The 14,439-nt window shown below is 66.5% G+C and carries 9 protein-coding genes and 3 pseudogenes; 3 read left to right on the forward strand and 9 right to left on the reverse strand.

Annotated elements, in window-relative coordinates:
• Nucleotides 1-297 precede the first annotated feature (297 nt).
• From OG804_RS02065 to OG804_RS02075, 3 genes and pseudogenes are all read right to left on the reverse strand, one after another.
• Nucleotides 298-723: a DUF1214 domain-containing protein gene (locus tag OG804_RS02065; RefSeq protein ID WP_328393269.1), complete on the reverse strand. Its 426-nt coding sequence runs from the start codon at nt 721-723 to the stop codon at nt 298-300.
• 416 nt (nt 724-1,139) lie between these two features.
• Nucleotides 1,140-1,673: pseudogene (locus tag OG804_RS02070) on the reverse strand (DUF1254 domain-containing protein); the annotation flags it as partial.
• 273 nt (nt 1,674-1,946) lie between these two features.
• A pseudogene (locus tag OG804_RS02075) lies at nt 1,947-2,273 on the reverse strand (recombinase family protein); the annotation flags it as partial.
• A 252-nt stretch (nt 2,274-2,525) separates the two neighbouring features.
• On the opposite strand from OG804_RS02075, the gene OG804_RS02080 reads away from it, so the two are divergent.
• Nucleotides 2,526-2,918 (forward strand): DoxX family protein, encoded by a 393-nt coding sequence (locus tag OG804_RS02080; RefSeq protein ID WP_328393271.1) that lies wholly within the window; start codon nt 2,526-2,528, stop codon nt 2,916-2,918.
• A gap of 568 nt (nt 2,919-3,486) precedes the next feature.
• Here the strand turns inward: OG804_RS02080 and OG804_RS02085 are convergent.
• The 3 genes from OG804_RS02085 to OG804_RS02095 all read right to left on the reverse strand — a co-directional run bounded on the left by OG804_RS02085 (nt 3,487) and on the right by OG804_RS02095 (nt 6,197).
• Nucleotides 3,487-3,888: a hypothetical protein gene (locus OG804_RS02085; RefSeq protein WP_328393273.1), complete on the reverse strand. Its 402-nt coding sequence runs from the start codon at nt 3,886-3,888 to the stop codon at nt 3,487-3,489.
• Complete coding sequence (locus OG804_RS02090) at nt 3,885-4,781, reverse strand: sigma factor-like helix-turn-helix DNA-binding protein (RefSeq protein WP_328393275.1); 897 nt, start codon at nt 4,779-4,781, stop codon at nt 3,885-3,887. The genes OG804_RS02085 and OG804_RS02090 overlap by 4 nt, the downstream gene beginning before the upstream one ends.
• A gap of 405 nt (nt 4,782-5,186) precedes the next feature.
• The gene (locus OG804_RS02095) at nt 5,187-6,197 is read right to left on the reverse strand and encodes a tyrosine-type recombinase/integrase (RefSeq protein ID WP_328393277.1); all 1,011 of its coding nucleotides are present in this window, start codon (nt 6,195-6,197) and stop codon (nt 5,187-5,189) included.
• A gap of 339 nt (nt 6,198-6,536) precedes the next feature.
• Here OG804_RS02095 and OG804_RS02100 point away from each other — a divergent pair, with 339 nt between their 5' ends.
• The gene (locus tag OG804_RS02100; protein ID WP_328398201.1) at nt 6,537-7,181 is read left to right on the forward strand and encodes a class I SAM-dependent methyltransferase; all 645 of its coding nucleotides are present in this window, start codon (nt 6,537-6,539) and stop codon (nt 7,179-7,181) included.
• Between the two features lie 282 nt (nt 7,182-7,463).
• Here OG804_RS02100 and OG804_RS02105 read toward each other — a convergent pair.
• Nucleotides 7,464-10,482: pseudogene (locus OG804_RS02105) on the reverse strand (Tn3 family transposase).
• 590 nt (nt 10,483-11,072) lie between these two features.
• The gene (locus OG804_RS02110; RefSeq protein WP_328391131.1) at nt 11,073-11,981 is read right to left on the reverse strand and encodes an IS5 family transposase; all 909 of its coding nucleotides are present in this window, start codon (nt 11,979-11,981) and stop codon (nt 11,073-11,075) included.
• 420 nt (nt 11,982-12,401) lie between these two features.
• On the opposite strand from OG804_RS02110, the gene OG804_RS02115 reads away from it, so the two are divergent.
• The gene (locus OG804_RS02115) at nt 12,402-13,199 is read left to right on the forward strand and encodes a hypothetical protein (protein WP_328393279.1); all 798 of its coding nucleotides are present in this window, start codon (nt 12,402-12,404) and stop codon (nt 13,197-13,199) included.
• On the opposite strand, the gene OG804_RS02120 is transcribed toward OG804_RS02115, so the two are convergent.
• On the reverse strand, nt 13,164-14,288 hold the full coding sequence (locus tag OG804_RS02120; protein ID WP_328393281.1) for an aldo/keto reductase: 1,125 nt from the start codon (nt 14,286-14,288) through the stop codon (nt 13,164-13,166). The genes OG804_RS02115 and OG804_RS02120 overlap by 36 nt on opposite strands.
• Between the last annotated feature and the right edge of the window lie 151 nt (nt 14,289-14,439).

Consider the following 14,439-nt stretch of genomic DNA (forward strand, 5'->3'; position numbering starts at 1 on the left):
GGGTGACAGGTGTTTCCCGAGCGATCCCGACCGCAGCCTCGAAGATCATGGCTGCAGACCACGAACTCCGGCCCCAATTCAACAAGTTGGTACCTCTCTGCTGGCCGGGGCTTGACCAGAGAGGAGCCTTTAGCGAGATAGACCCGCTGAGATGGCGGGAGTACGTGACATCTGGGCGGGAGCCCGGGGTGATCAGCATGGTCGGCGGTGAGCGCACCCTCTGGCAGATAACCGAAGGCCGGTGGTTCGACCGCAGCCGGTGTGTCCGCAGCGGGCGGAGAGCGGTGCGGGGTTCGGTCAGTCGAGGCGTTCGACGTCGGATAGGCCGTGCCAGGAGCGGTCCAGGATGGATTGCTGGGGACTGTAGAAGCGGAAGAACAGAAAGAAGTCGCGGCCGGCAGTGGGAATCCAGTTCGATTCCGATCCGGTGGGAGCGGTGGCGGCGAGGTAGAGGTCGACGCTGCCGTCGTTGTTGACGGTCATCGAGGGGAGTTCGAAGCTGGACAGGCCACTGCGGTCGAGGTCGTTGGCGATGTAGGACTTGCTGTCGAGGTCGTAGGCGACCAGTGCCCAGAAGTCGTCGGCGGGGACGTCGGCGGGGACCCGCAGCCGGTAGGTGTTCGCGCCGCGGAACAGTTCGCCGTCGGCGTCGCGTAGCGAGCACAGGTAAAAGGTGCCGCCGCCCTGCAGGCTTTTCGGGAGAAAGGTTGCCCCGTAGAACATGCCACCAGCGCGGTCTTCGTAGTAGAGGGCGGTGTCGGTTTCGTAGCTGAAGCCCTGGATGCGGTCGGGGTCGATGGCGAGGAAACCCCATTGGCTGCCGGGCCAGTACGGCTCATCGCCCGGCCTGGGGTTTCGAAGAAATCCTCCAGGACCGCACGCGCATCGATGACCGCGTGTTCCAGGATGTCAGTGGTGCGGGCGTCGGGGGTGAACGGTTTGCCGGGTTCGATGCCGAGGGTCGGCAGCATCCCCATCATGACCTTGTCCCGCGCCCGTACCGGTTCCACCGAGACCAGGTCGGCGAGATGCTCGAAGTACCGGAGATCGTAGTGCGGCAGACTGTCCCACGATCCGGGGTAGCCGTCGACGAACCGGGTCGCTGCGGGATCGTGGGCCTGCGCGAGCGGGTAGATGCGGAGCCGGTGCGCATACGCCTCGGCTTGCTCGTCGGTGGTATCGCCGCGTTTGACCGAGCGCAGCATCATGTTCAGCCGATAACTCTGCGACAGAACGACGAGGTAGCCCTCGGGCAGTGGCTGGTGCCAGTCCGGTGGCACGAACAGATATTTGCCTCCTCGGCCGCGGTCCAGTCCGGACGGGCCGATATCGGCGATGCTCACCTGCCAGGCGTCGACCACCTGCCCGTAGAGCAGGGAATGTCTGTCGGCCGGTGGCACGTCCATTACGACCGGGCCGTCGCGCAGGTCGAAGAAGGTGAAGATGTAGGGGACCTGTGCGTTGGAAGTGAGCAGTTCGTGGCGGGGCAGCGCGGGGTGGGAGAACGCGATCACGTCGTGGTAGCCGATGCCGTAGGCCTCGAACGCGCTGTGGCGGAAGAAGGCCATACTGACCGCGGGCATTCCCCAGATCACTGCTTCCAGCGCTCGCCCGTAGATCCGCTGCTCATCCCAGTTCTTTGCGGGGGAAACACGAAACTCCCGGAAGGCCATGCCGTCGCTCGCAGGTTCGGGCAATTGCAACTCCTCACGTTGACATGCCTGGCCCCCGGACACGGACCGGCCGGCCCGCCCCGGCTCACACGAGCCTCACACCCGGCAACCGCCGTTCACCTCACCAACCGCAGGTGAACCCCGCACATACCCGGTGGCGGTGCGACCCGAATGAGCATCTTCATAAAATGATGCATTTCTGGACGTTGGACAGTGGGATCATCGCTGTTCAGCGATGATCCCACTGTCGGTTCTGTCAGCAAACACCCCCTTTTATGAACATGTGGGTGGTTCGTCATTCGTCCCACAAGCGAGGGTCGTGGCCTTCGACGAGTGCGCGTACGTGTGCCACAGCACGACCATGGTGGAGCGGCCGACGCTGTTTCCCTCGGCCAGATCGGGAAGACTCGCATTGTCGTCAGGGTCGTGGTAGCGGCAGTAGATCGTTTTTTGGGCTGCGAGAGGCAGTTTCGGCTGTTTGCCATTGAGTCGGCCTTTTGCGCGGGCCTTGGCCATGCCCTCGCGGGTGCGCAGGCGGCCGAGGTTGGCTTCGAACTGCGCGACCATGGCGAGGGTTTGCAGGAACAGTTTTCCGAACGGGTCGTGCCAGTCCTAGATCGAGCTGCCGCTCGCTACACCTTCGCCCCGCCAAGGCCGGTGGTCATGTTCGGCCCGACTCCGCCGCAAGGGCAGCGCGTGCGGTGGCGCACGTCACGCTGGCCTGGTGTCACACACCCAGGTCGGGCGGTGTCTGATGGCCGACCGGTTACACCATCGGGAAGCTGAGAGGGCTGCCCACGACCGGCATCAGCCACACCCGGTCCTCCCGGACCGCCGAACTCAAGGACGCTCATGAACCTCGCCCTCTGGATCGTTGCCGGCCTGCTTGCGGCCCTGTCCCTGTTCGGTGGCGCCACCAAGGCGTTCATGGCGAAGGACAAGCTGGACGAACTGGGCAGAAAGTCCGGTGGGGGATGGACCGAGCACGCCAGCGCCGGATTCGTCAGAACCCTCGGGGCTCTGGAGATCCTGGCCGCGGCCGGTCTGATCCTGCCCGCCGTGCTCGACATCGCACCGGTGATGGTGCCGGTGACCGCCGTGTGCTGGATCCTGTTGATGATCGGCGCGATGATCACCCACGCCCGCTACGGCCAGTACAAATACGTCGCACTGAACTTCGTCTACCTCGCTGCGGCCGCCTTCGTGGCCTGGGGCCGCTTCGGCCCCGAGTCGTTCACCGGCTGATTCGGGCAAGCCGCCAGCGGGTCGGTTCGGCAGTGTCGACGCCGACCTGGGCTCATTCTCCGCGGGTCGGTCGGTGTCATCGGCGCGGGAGTTGTCCTCCGGACCGGGGGTGGCCGGGTCTTCCGAGTTCCTGTGGAAACCGAAAGCACGCGCAAACGAAGCGAATACCGCAGGTACATCCTGCTTCTCCGCGCGCAGCAGGGCAACAGCTGTCACGCCGACGACGGCGAGCACGAGGATCAGCAGGGGCCACAGTCCCGCCGCCAACAGCGACGAGACCGTGACCGGGACATGACTGGACAACGACACCTACGGACACAAAAAAGCCCCCGGCAGGTGCCGAGGGCTTGGAGTCGATATGGGGTGAAACGACAAAAGCCTCAGTCGATTCGACTGAGGCTTCGGGGCATAGATCTGCCCCGCGTGCTCAATGCAGCACGCCGCAAACAGAAGCCGGAAATCGACGGGGAGTGCAGGTCACAGCGCTGTCGGCGATTGTCACCCCACTTTCGTAACGCGCGTGCCACCGCGGACCCCGGGGAAAGCCCGTCGACGATGCCTTCCGGGCTCAGATGGAGCAGGTGCTGGAGCGGCGTAGCCAGTTGGCGACCTTGACCAGGGTGGCGGTATCGGTTCGGTGTGGTCCGAGGAGCGCGGGATCGGGATAGCCGATCTTGTGGTCTACCGGGCGGTACATGGCCACGGTGCGGTCGGGATCAGGGATGCGCCGCGGCAGGCCGGTCTGTCCCAGCGCCTCGGCGACGAGGCGGCGGGCCGCGGCCTCCGACGGCCCGAGGTCGGTATCGGCGCCGGACCGGCGCAACCGCTGGATTCTTTCGAGCTGCTCACGCGAGGCCCGCGCCCGGAGCCGGCGTGGACCTTCCGCGCCGAGGGCGGTGCGTTCGATCAGGGCACGGACGTGTGAGACCAGTTCTGCCGCGTTGGCATCGGTGCTTTCGTGTCCGTTCATCCTAGGCTCCTCACAGACTGGCGGGCCTTCTGACGAAGCCGGTGCAGGCGGCGTTCGACCGCCTTCGTCGTCACCTGCAGCAGGTGGGCGATCTCGGCGTTCGAGTAGCCGCTGAGGTTCGCCCACAACGCCGTCCGGTCCACCGGGGACAGGGCGGCCAGGTGTTCGAGAACGATCATCCGGCTGATGACGATATCGGCGGGATCGGCGCCCAGGCGTGAATCCCACAGCCCGGCCGAACCGATGAGCTCGTCGGAACTGTCGTCGAGCTCGCATTGATGGGTGGTCCACCATCTATGTTCCTTCTTGAACAGGTAGACGAACTCGTGCAGGCAGCCGGTGACGAAATACGACGCCAGCGATAGACCTTTGCGCGGATTCCAGCCGGTGCCGGCGCGCAGCCCCTTCTGCAGTTTCTCCATGGCGCGGACCACGATGTGGGCGATCATCTCTTCGCGGTAGTTCTGGTCGCAGGCCAGCCGATCACGCCCGGCCGGCCAGTCCGGCACGCCGAGCAGTCTGTGTGAGGTCTGGGCGTAGATCACCCCGGTTCTGATCCACGGATCCAGAACTCCGGACGCGTACGCGTCCAGCGCCTCGACGATCTGTTCCCACGGCTCGCCCTTGACGTCGCTATCGACGAGCCGGTCGAATACCTCGAAATCTGCCTGCACCCGTTCCAGGCAAGACGGCCACAGCACCGGGTCGATCGAATCCCCGGCCGGCGCCAAGACGGCGAGTTCACTGCTCAACACATCGATCTCGCAGACGGCCACGTCGAGGTCATGATCCCGGAGAACGCCGTCACCGGCTTTCTCCGGGAACATGGCACCGGCGGGGTCCGGATCGGATGTGCTGCCGATTCGGACAGCATCGAAGTCCGACGTACCCATACATTTCCTCCTCCACGCACGCTCCAGGTTGGCCTCCCTCGCCGACCCGAGACCGCGCTCTCTGCCCGCACGGTCCCCAGAGTTATAGACCCGGATAGCGGAAAACCCCCTCGCCCCATCGAAGTTCGCCGAAATCTCTGACCGAGCACGGTCGGCGTCTCGAAACCAAGGTTTCGAGACGAAGACTGGGACCGTCGAGCGACTGCGAGTTTCCCGGAGATGTTGGTAGTCGGCGTCGACCAGCCCTCGGAGCCAGCGGCAGTCAAGGAACCTGTAGTGATCCCATACCGGATCATCGCTGTCGTCGTGGATGATGATCGCGCGGCCGCGCCTCGGCAGGCTGGGTAGTGTTCGGGGTTCCGGTAGTAACCGCCGAAAAATCAACGGATATGGCGTAGCTGCTGGTCAGCGGCGGCGTTCGGCTCCCGGGCCCAGGATCGAGGTCAGCTCGCGCATCGCCTGTGGGGACGGTTTGAAGTAGCGGCGCAGGTTCTCGGCCTTGCGGTGGCGGGACTTGGCCATCAGTTCGAGCAGGCTGGCCCCGGATTCTCCGAGGTGGGTCAGGCCGGAGTGGCGCAGTTCGTGCAGGTCCCAGCCGGTCCCGGGGCCGTCGACGGCGGTGGCGGCGTCGAGTAGGTCGCGGGCCTGGTCGTAGGAGAGCCGGGCAAGGCCGGTGGTGGGGCAGACGTCGCGGTCGGCGAGGTACTTGCCGGGCCCCGGTCGGCGGTGGGTCACGAACACCGGCCCGCGGGTGCGGTCGCGGATGAGCCGCGGTAGCAGGCGGGCGGTGCCCGCGTCCCAGTACACGTTCTCGAGGACGTGTTCGTGGTGGGCGGCGCCGCGCCGGCGGGTGCGGGGTTTGGCGCCCTTGGACTTCACCGCCGCGGTGCGGCCCGCGAGGTCGAGGTCTTCGATGTTGAGCCCGAGCAGCTCCTCGGTGCGGGCGCAGGTCTCGTACAGCATCCGCCACAGCGTCTTCTCCCGCAGGTGGACATCGCGGCGGCCGATGAGCCGGTCGATCGCGGTGCGGGAACGGACCGGGGTGTCGGAGTCCGGCGGCGTCGACCGCGCGGCCGAGGTCGGCACTCGCGGTGCGGTCCAGCCCTGCTCGGCACACCAGCTCAGCCATTTGCCGACTGCGGCGCGGCGCGCGTTCCAGGTGTTCACCGCGGCGTCGCCCCAGAGGGTTTCCAGCGCGGCGCCGACTTCGGTGTCGGTGACCGCGTCCAGGGCGCGGCTGTGCCCGATGAGTCCGTCGGGTCCGCGGCCGTCGAGCTGGTCGACGGTCTTGACGATGGCGATGCCGTAGGCGCGGCGGGTGTTCGCCGAGCTGATCGTGTCGAGGAACGCTTCGGCGGCGATGCGCAGGGTGCGCGCCGGCGGGGCGGTGCGTAGCCGGGTCACCTTCGCGGCCATCGGATCCCTTCGTCAGTGCTTGCCCCGGATAACCGGGTCGCTTCATGTCGCGCCGCGACGGGGTCGCCGCAGGCCGTCCCCGATGTCACCCCGGATAACAGACCGTTATCCGGGGTATCACTGCAATCGTTGAGCGGTCACGGCCAGACGCGTACCGCCGTTCGCCGCAGTCACCGATGCCCACGCCACCGGATGACAGAGTCGGCCAAGGTCTCTCGGGGCCCGCGCAATGAGCAATGCCGTCCTGCCTACCGGTGCCTCCACCCGGCCGGGTGGAGGCACCTTCGTCGTTCCCGGGTAGCGCAGAGTCCGCCGCGATCATGGAATATCGTGCCGGTCATGACCACGGATGACTGGTTGGCCGACACCCGAACCTCTTATGACACGGTCGCGGTCAGCTATGCCGACCAAGTGCGCGGCGCCCTCGCCGGACACCAGTACCTTCGCGCGGCTCTGGCGTTGTTCGCCGACAGCGTGCGGGCCGTTGGCGGCGGACCGGTCGCGGACGTCGGCTGCGGCCCCGGTGAAGTCACCGCCCACCTGCATGAGCTCGGTGTCGACGCCTTCGGTATCGACCTCTCCCCGGCGATGATCGACGTGGCCCGGCGCTACCACCCCGGCCTGCGGTTCGAGGTGGGCTCGATGACGGAACTGGACCTGCCCGTCACTTCGGTGGCCGGCCTGCTCGCCTGGCAGTCGTTGATCCACATCCCAGACGACGAGGTGCCGACTGTATTCGGGCGCTTCCACCGAGCATTGCGTCCCGGCGGACCGTTGCAACTCCTGTTTCACGTCGGCGACGAGTCGCTGTTGAAGACGGAGGGCTACGGCGGTCACCCGATGAAGGTCCATGTCCACCGCCGTCAGCCGGACCAGGTGGCATCCTGGCTGCACGATGCCGGATTCGTGGTCGAGGCCCAGATGCTGCTCGACCCGGATGCGAAAGCTCAGCAAGCGATTCTTTTCGCACGCAGTAAGTCCTAACTTCTGCATATATCGGGCTCGCCACTGGCCGGGTGTGGCGGGCGATCAGCTGGCACTCCGGACGCCAGTGGGCGGGCAGCACCCGCCGACAAGCTGCGGATCGGCGTCGAGGGCGCTCCCTACGCCCTCGGCTACGTCGCCAGACCGCACTACCCGCGAGCCTGGGACCACGACTGGACCCAGGACGGACGATCCTGTGCGGACCTGATCCCGGACATGACGACCACCGAATGGCTCGACAGCGAGCACACGAACCGGGCCCTGGTGTAACGCCGGGACCGGTCAGAACAGGGTGTCGCGCACCCGCAGCGGCCGGTAGCCCGTCGGGCCGAGCGCGGCGAGTTCGGCCTCGATGTCGACTTCGATCGCGCCGAAGAAGTTGATGTTGGCGCTGTGCGCGGGGGAGATGTGGGCCAGGACCTCGTCGTCGATGCGGTGGCCGGCCCGGCGCATCTGGGCGACCGCGAGGCCGTAGTACTCGGTGGTCCAGGCGATCACGGCGTTGGTGGCCAAGGTCAGACACCACGCCTTCTCGGTCTGGTCGGCGAGCTGGCGGGCCCGGATCGTGCCTTCGTGGGCGTAGAGCAGATCGCGGCGCAGCGCGTGCAGGGATTCGCCCTTGTTGAGCTGGCGGGTGATCTTGCGCCGGTAGCCCGGATCGGCCAGGTACTTCGCGGCGTAGATCGTGCGCCGCAGCGCCCCGTACTCCTTCAAGGCAGCGGCCAGCGTGTTCTGGCGCCCCGACGCCGAGAGCTTGCCGACCAGCAGGGAGGCGGTGGCGTGCCCGAACTTCAACGACCCGGCCAGCCGGAGCAGGTCGTCCCAGTGCCCGGCGATCAGATCGAGGTTTGCCTTGCGGGTCAGCAGCGGGCCCGCGTGCGGGAACCGGGCCTCGGCGGTGCCGCGCGGGCCCGGCCGGTAGAGGGTGATCCGGCCCAGGTCCCGGATCCGCGGGGACAGCTGCATGCCGAGCAGGTCGAACAGGCCGAAGTTGACCAGGGTGACTCCGTGGGTGTCGGTGGCGTGTTCGGTGATCGGCAGATCGGTGGCGTTGCCGAGGATCTCGTCGAGCACGTAGTGAGCTTCGCGGCGCGTGGCGACGATGATCTTGGTGCCGTACGTGGCGTGGGTGTCGGTGACATGGGTATAGGTCGACAGGCCCTCGTTCGCGAAGTAGCGGCTCATCGGCCGCGCGGTCGTGGACTTTCCGCGTGTCGGGAAGCGCTGCCCATCGCTCGACGACAGTGTCCCGGTGCCGAACACCGGGGTCAGCGGGAGCCGCTGGTGGTAGCCGATGATCACCAGGTTGGCCGCGCGTAGCGTCTCCTCGCGCACATACCACTCGTCGGTCCAGGACAGGATGTCGTAGGAGATGCCGCAGGCCTCGGCCATCCGGGTCAACCCGAGGTTGGTCGAGTGCGCGAGCAGCACCGCGATCAGGTTGCGCTTCAGCTTCGGCGTCCGGGTCGCCTGGCCGCCGGCGTGGGTGAAGCAGTCCAGGTAGCCGGTGCGTTTGTCCAGCTCGATCAGCAGCGACACGATCGGCGCGAACGGCAACATCTCGGTCAGCTCCGCCTTGAGCGCGACCGCCTCGGCAGGAACATCCTCGGCGGTCAACGACGAGATGACCAGCTCCCCGGACTCACCGTCCAGCCGCACCGGGCCCTCGCCCTCGGCGAGCACCGCCTCCAGCTCACCCACCGCGGTATGCAGCTCCTCGACCACGGCGGCCAGGGCGATGCCTGGATCGGCCGAGCGCCCGACCAGGCGGCAGAACTCGCCCCGATGCGGTTCCCACTGCTCGCCGGTGAGCAGGTAGGCGGCCGGGTCGGCGTAGCGGCGTGAGCCCGGCACGTACACGTCCCCGCTGCGCAGCCCGTCGCGCAGCGCCAGCAGCACGCACAGCTCCCAGTAGTGCCGGTAGGCGGTGGTGCTGCCGGACTTGCGCGCCGCATCGAGGTAGCCACGCCACTTCGCGGGCACGAACCCGGTCGGGGCCTCCTCGAAGACCTTCCGGCGCCCGGTGGCGTTGAGCTCGCGCAGCATCGCGACCGCGATCAGCAACTCGGACGCGGCGGTCCCGCCGGCGAAACCGACCGTCGACAGCACCGCCGGGGTGAACTGGCGCAGGTAGTTGTAGGAGGAGTCCAGCGCGGCCAGATGCCCGTGATCACGCGGCAACCGGGGTTTGGCCTGGGCGAGCGCCGCCCGCAGTCGCTCCCACCCGATCGCATCGCCGCGGATCAGCGCGCCGATCTCCTCATCGGCCACCGCCGGGTCGGTGACGATCGCCAGCAGGTCGTCGAGCAGCGCTTGGCGGTCCTCCCCCCGTCTTGCCGCGCTCGGCCAGCTCCTGCTGCATCCGGCGCTCCGCGGCACCGAACTTCGCCGAGATCGCCTGATCGAACAACGCCACGACCTCGTCGAGCACGTCGGTACCGGACTGGGCCAGCACGGTCAGCAGGATCGGGTACCGCCGCTGCGGATCCCGGCGTTCCAGCGCCTGCGGGGTCAACCGGCGTCCCATCGTGGCCAGAAACCGCCGCCGCTCGGCCGGGAGCACCGACAGATCGAGGCGATCCGCGCCCAGCCCGCGCAGGAACGCCAGCTTGTCGACCTCCGCGCGCACCGCGGCCGCCGAGGCCTCCACCGGACCGGTCGACAGCCATCGCAACCGTGAAACCCCCAGAGAGGTGTCGGTGACCAGCAGCGCGTCCAGCTCGGCGCAGCGGTCCGGGGTGAACTCGTGGGCCAGGCGGTCGTAGGTCTCGCGCTGGGCCTGCTCACGGGCGTGGGCGATGCGTTCGACCATGCTCACCGGGCCGGGACGGACAACCCGCGCCGAGATCAGATACTCACACCCCAGCCGGAACAGCAGAGTCGGGGAATCGTGCTCCATCGCCCGCGCCAGCAGGAACTCGTCGAGTTCCTTGACCTCGAGCGCACCGGCCGAACGCCAGCCTAGATACTGCGCGACCAGACGCAGATGATCGGTGCGGGTCTGAGCTCGGCGACCGTAAGAACGGATCTCGCTACCGTCGAGGCGCAGGTGCTCGGCCAACCTGGCCACCGCGACCGGCGGGGCGCTCACCACGCGATCGGGCACGAACCCCAGCCACGGCAACGTGCACAACGCGATCGCGATACCGAGCCGATCAGCCGGACCACGCCCGCGCCCCGGATCGACGAACGCCAGATCCGCCGGCGAGAGCGTGAAGAACCGGAACAGCTCCTCACGGCCGATCTCCGGGAACTCCCGCAGACGCGCCAACTCCTCATCCGCGAACACCCGCGTCGCCACGAAACCGACCTCCCACACCAACCAATAGCGCTGGGAGACAAGCAAACCAGCAGTCCGCCTCCACCGCAGGCCGAACCGGACCTCACCGGCAGTCGCGCTGCGGCTACGCCATATCCGTTGGTTTTTCGGCGGTTACTACCGGAACCCCAGCAATCGCCGAAAAAGCAACGGATATGCCCATTCCCCTGGCCGCTGTAGTCGTAAAGAAGAGACCGAGCAGGTCGGAGCGGACTTCCAGCAGTGCTCCGATCAGTAAGGACGTCATATCCGCCCGATTTTCGGCGGATACTACGGCAACCCGGTGTCTCGCGATCCACGCTCTTCAAACACCTTCCGGAGCTGCGGAAGGGCCAGGTCACAGCAGGTGGTATGCGGTAGTGCCGGGTGAAAATCGAAGAGTGTCCGGGTAATTGGTGAGTGGGTCCATCGTTGCAGCGATGGACCCACTCACCTCACAGTGTCGGCTCGTCCGGGTCTAGGGAATAGAGGGAGCGGGCCGGGGGCGGGCGTTGTCGGATGTTCACCGATGTAGCTATCGAGCCGCCCTTACTCAGTGTCGGTTCCGTGTGTTGCCGCGTCTAGGCCGCGTTTCATAAGTCGTGGCCGGATAACCACAGGTTGATTGCGGCGACGCGGACCGTGGCCAGGTAGCGGACAGCGAGTTTGTCATAGCGGGTGGCGACTGCGCGGTGCTGTTTGAGGCGGCTGATCGTGCATTCCACGGCGTGGCGCAGTTTGTAGAGGTTCGGGTCGAACGCTGGCGGCCGGCCGCCAGCGTTTCCTTTGGCCACGCGATGCGCTGCCTGGTCCGCCTTGATCGGGATGGTTGCCTTGATCCCGCGTTGCCGCAGGTAAGCACGGTTGGCCGCCGAGGAATAGGCTTTGTCGGCCAGGACCCGATCCGGTCGCGACCGGGTGCCACCGACCCCGAGTCGCGGCACCCGTATTTCGCCGAGCACCGTCGTGAACTGCGGGCAATCGGCCCACTGACCAGGTGTGATCACCAGAGCCAACGGCCGCTGGCCCTGGTCGGCGGCCAGATGCAGCTTCGTGGTGAACCCACCCCGCGACCGTCCCAGACCGTGGTCAGCGGGTTCGTCGTCGAAACCACCCGCCGGTTCGACCTGACCGTCGAAGTCGCGGCGGGCACCCGCCGCATGCTGGTGCGCACGGGCGATCGTGGAGTCCACGCTCACCGTCCACTCGATCTCGCCGCCCGCGTCGGCGTGGGCTTGCAGCGCGGTCAGTATCGATTCCCACGTGCCGTCACGCTGCCAGCGGCGGAACAACCCGTACACCGTCTGCCACGGCCCATACGTTGTCGGAATATCACGCCACGGGCTGCCGGTCCGGATCCGCCACCGGATCCCGTCGATCAACCGGCGTTTCGACCACCGCGGTGGCCGACCCGGCTTCATACCAGCAGGTAGTAGCGGTTTCAGTTTCGCCCACTGAGCATCAGTCAGATCCGCACGGCACGTTGCCGTTACGCTGTTCACGAGGTCTCCGGTTGGTTTCCGGTTGTGCTTGGTCGTTCAACCAACTACCGGAGACCTCGCCACATCACCAACTTCTCAACCCGGACAACGGGTTCCATCCCACACCATCGGGCTTATGAAACGCGGCCTAGTCTCGGGATGGGACCGCGCCGGTCCCATCGTCATCGAAATCGAATACCTCCGGGTAGGTCGAGAGGTTGTTGTGTGACTCGTACTACTCCGCCACGTCCGGTTGATCTCGTGACCGTCTTTCCCGAGTTGGCACCACTGGCCCGCACCGCGACTCGCCTGCATCCGCGTCCGGGAACGCCATCGGTGCGCGACAGTTCGATCGGGGGGCCACTGTTGTGGCCGGCAGACGAGCCTTGGCCGCACTGCAGTGCCGTGGACCACGAAGCAGTATGGGTACCGAGAGTCTCTGTGGCAGACGTCAGGCTGAAGCGGCGGATGCGCGAAGCGAAGGACGGCGAGCACAGGGACTACACCACAGAGGAGTGGAACATCCTTCTCCGGATGGAGAACCGTCCGGCGTCCGGCGGTCCGATCGCGATGCTGCCAGTCGCGCAACTGTACGCCCGTGACGTGCCTGGTCTGAATCCGCCCGAGGGAGCTGATCTGCTGCAAGTGTTGTGGTGCCCCAACGAGCACGGCGACTGCCTGCCCAAGACCGCGCTTTTCTGGCGGTCGGCGGCGGCAATATCCGACGTCCTGGTGGATCCTCCGGAATCGGCGGAGTGTCAGGAGGACCTGGTGCCCGAACCGTGCATGATCGATCCGGAACAGGTGATCGAATACCCGAACTCGGGGGAGCTCGAGGGGGAGCTTCGGCGACGAGTGGACCGGTGGACCATGGACCAGATTCCCGGCGTCGAGTTCGGTGGTCTCGGTGACGACGATCAGCCGTACAACTTCCTAAATCTTGCGCCTGGCTGGAAGATCGGCGGCTGGATCGACTGGAATATGCAAGACCCGTATCCGACCCCCTGCCCCACCTGCGGCACCCCGACCGAGCCGCTGCTGACGATCGCCAGCGACGAGTGGCAATTCGACATCCACCACTGGATCCCCTTCGAGGACCAGGCCGCCAACAGCTCATGGGGGTCTGTACAAGGCGGCCCGAGCATGCCGACCCAGATCTGTGTCTCCGACGTCAACAACCAGATCATCCGAATCTGCCCGACATCACATGAGCACCCGCACATCCAGATGATGCAATAACCCAGTTACTTGACGAACGATCACTTCCACGGCCGCCGCACAACCGCTCATCGGCATTATGGGATGCCCGGAACCGCATTGCGTCTCATTCTCCAGTCGCCCGCCCAGCGGCAGATGCGGGATCGGTACGATCCACGGCTTGCGCGCCAGGAGCCATGCCAGCGCGAACTGGGCGGGGGTGACGTTCTTCTTTTCGGCCAGTCGTTTCACCGTGGTCAGGATCGGCATATTGGCGGCGAGGGCGTTGGGGGCGAAGCGGGGGAAGCGGGACCGTAGGTCGGTGTCCGGGTCGAATCGGGTGCCGGTGCCGATCGTGCCGGTCAGGAAGCCTTCACCCAGTGGCCCCCACGGGACGAAACCGATCCCGAGTTCCTCGCAGGTGTCGAGAACGCCGTTTCGTTCGGGGTCACGCGTCCACAGGGAGTACTCGCTTTGCACCGCGGTCACCGGTTGCACCGCGTGGGCGCGGCGGATGGTTCGCGCGCCGGCCTCCGAGAGTCCGAAGTGCAGCACCTTGCCTTCGCTGATCAGGTCTTTCACTGTCCCTGCCACGTCCTCGATGGGGACATTCGGGTCGACCCGGTGCTGGTAGTACAGGTCGATCCGGTCGGTGCGCAGCCGACGCAGGGAGCCCTCGACAACAGTTTTGATGTGCTCGGGCCGGCTCAACGGTGCGCCGGTGCCCTCGACATCGAAGCCGAACTTGCTGGCGATGCGCACCTGGTCCCGGACGGGTGCCAGCGCTTCTCCTACCAGCTCTTCGCTGGTGTAGGGGCCATACACTTCAGCGGTGTCGAAGAAGGTGACACCCCGGTCGTGTGCGGCGCGCAAAGTGGCGATGCCCTGATTCCGGTCCGCAGGCGGGCCATAGTTGGCGCTGATACTCATCGCGCCCGCCCCCACCTGCGAGACGGTCAAATCGCCCAGACTTCGAGTCTGCATATCGGTGCCCCTTCCGTGGTGCTGTTTCGGCTGATCCGCGCACGCGGCTGTCACCATCGGGCCCACAACCAGCGCCGCCCCCAGCAGCGCGGTTCGTGTCGCGAACGCGCGCCGCCCGATCCCTCGAAACGCTGTGCCCTCCGTCATGGGTCTCCTCGAATCCGAGGCCCGATCCCTGGCGATCACGGCATCTGCACCGCGTCCGGGCCTGCACTCGAGCAAACCCCTCCAGCGGACGGCGAGGCAGTGCCTGGTTACCCAGGTAATGACAGACCACCCCTACTGCCGGCGCGGGACC

It is taken from the genome of Nocardia sp. NBC_00416 (assembly GCF_036032445.1).
In the GTDB taxonomy this organism is placed as follows: Bacteria; Actinomycetota; Actinomycetes; order Mycobacteriales; family Mycobacteriaceae; genus Nocardia.

What these genes read in the sequence shown, in the direction of transcription:
- OG804_RS02065 (WP_328393269.1), bottom strand. Translation starts at nt 723, where the DNA reads ATGTTCTACGGGGCAACCTTTCTCCCGAAAAGCCTGCAGGGCGGCGGC.
- OG804_RS02080 (WP_328393271.1), top strand. Translation starts at nt 2,526, where the DNA reads ATGAACCTCGCCCTCTGGATCGTTGCCGGCCTGCTTGCGGCCCTGTCC.
- OG804_RS02085 (WP_328393273.1), bottom strand. Translation starts at nt 3,888, where the DNA reads ATGAACGGACACGAAAGCACCGATGCCAACGCGGCAGAACTGGTCTCA.
- OG804_RS02090 (WP_328393275.1), bottom strand. Translation starts at nt 4,781, where the DNA reads ATGGGTACGTCGGACTTCGATGCTGTCCGAATCGGCAGCACATCCGAT.
- OG804_RS02095 (WP_328393277.1), bottom strand. Translation starts at nt 6,197, where the DNA reads ATGGCCGCGAAGGTGACCCGGCTACGCACCGCCCCGCCGGCGCGCACC.
- OG804_RS02100 (WP_328398201.1), top strand. Translation starts at nt 6,537, where the DNA reads ATGACCACGGATGACTGGTTGGCCGACACCCGAACCTCTTATGACACG.
- OG804_RS02120 (WP_328393281.1), bottom strand. Translation starts at nt 14,288, where the DNA reads ATGACGGAGGGCACAGCGTTTCGAGGGATCGGGCGGCGCGCGTTCGCG.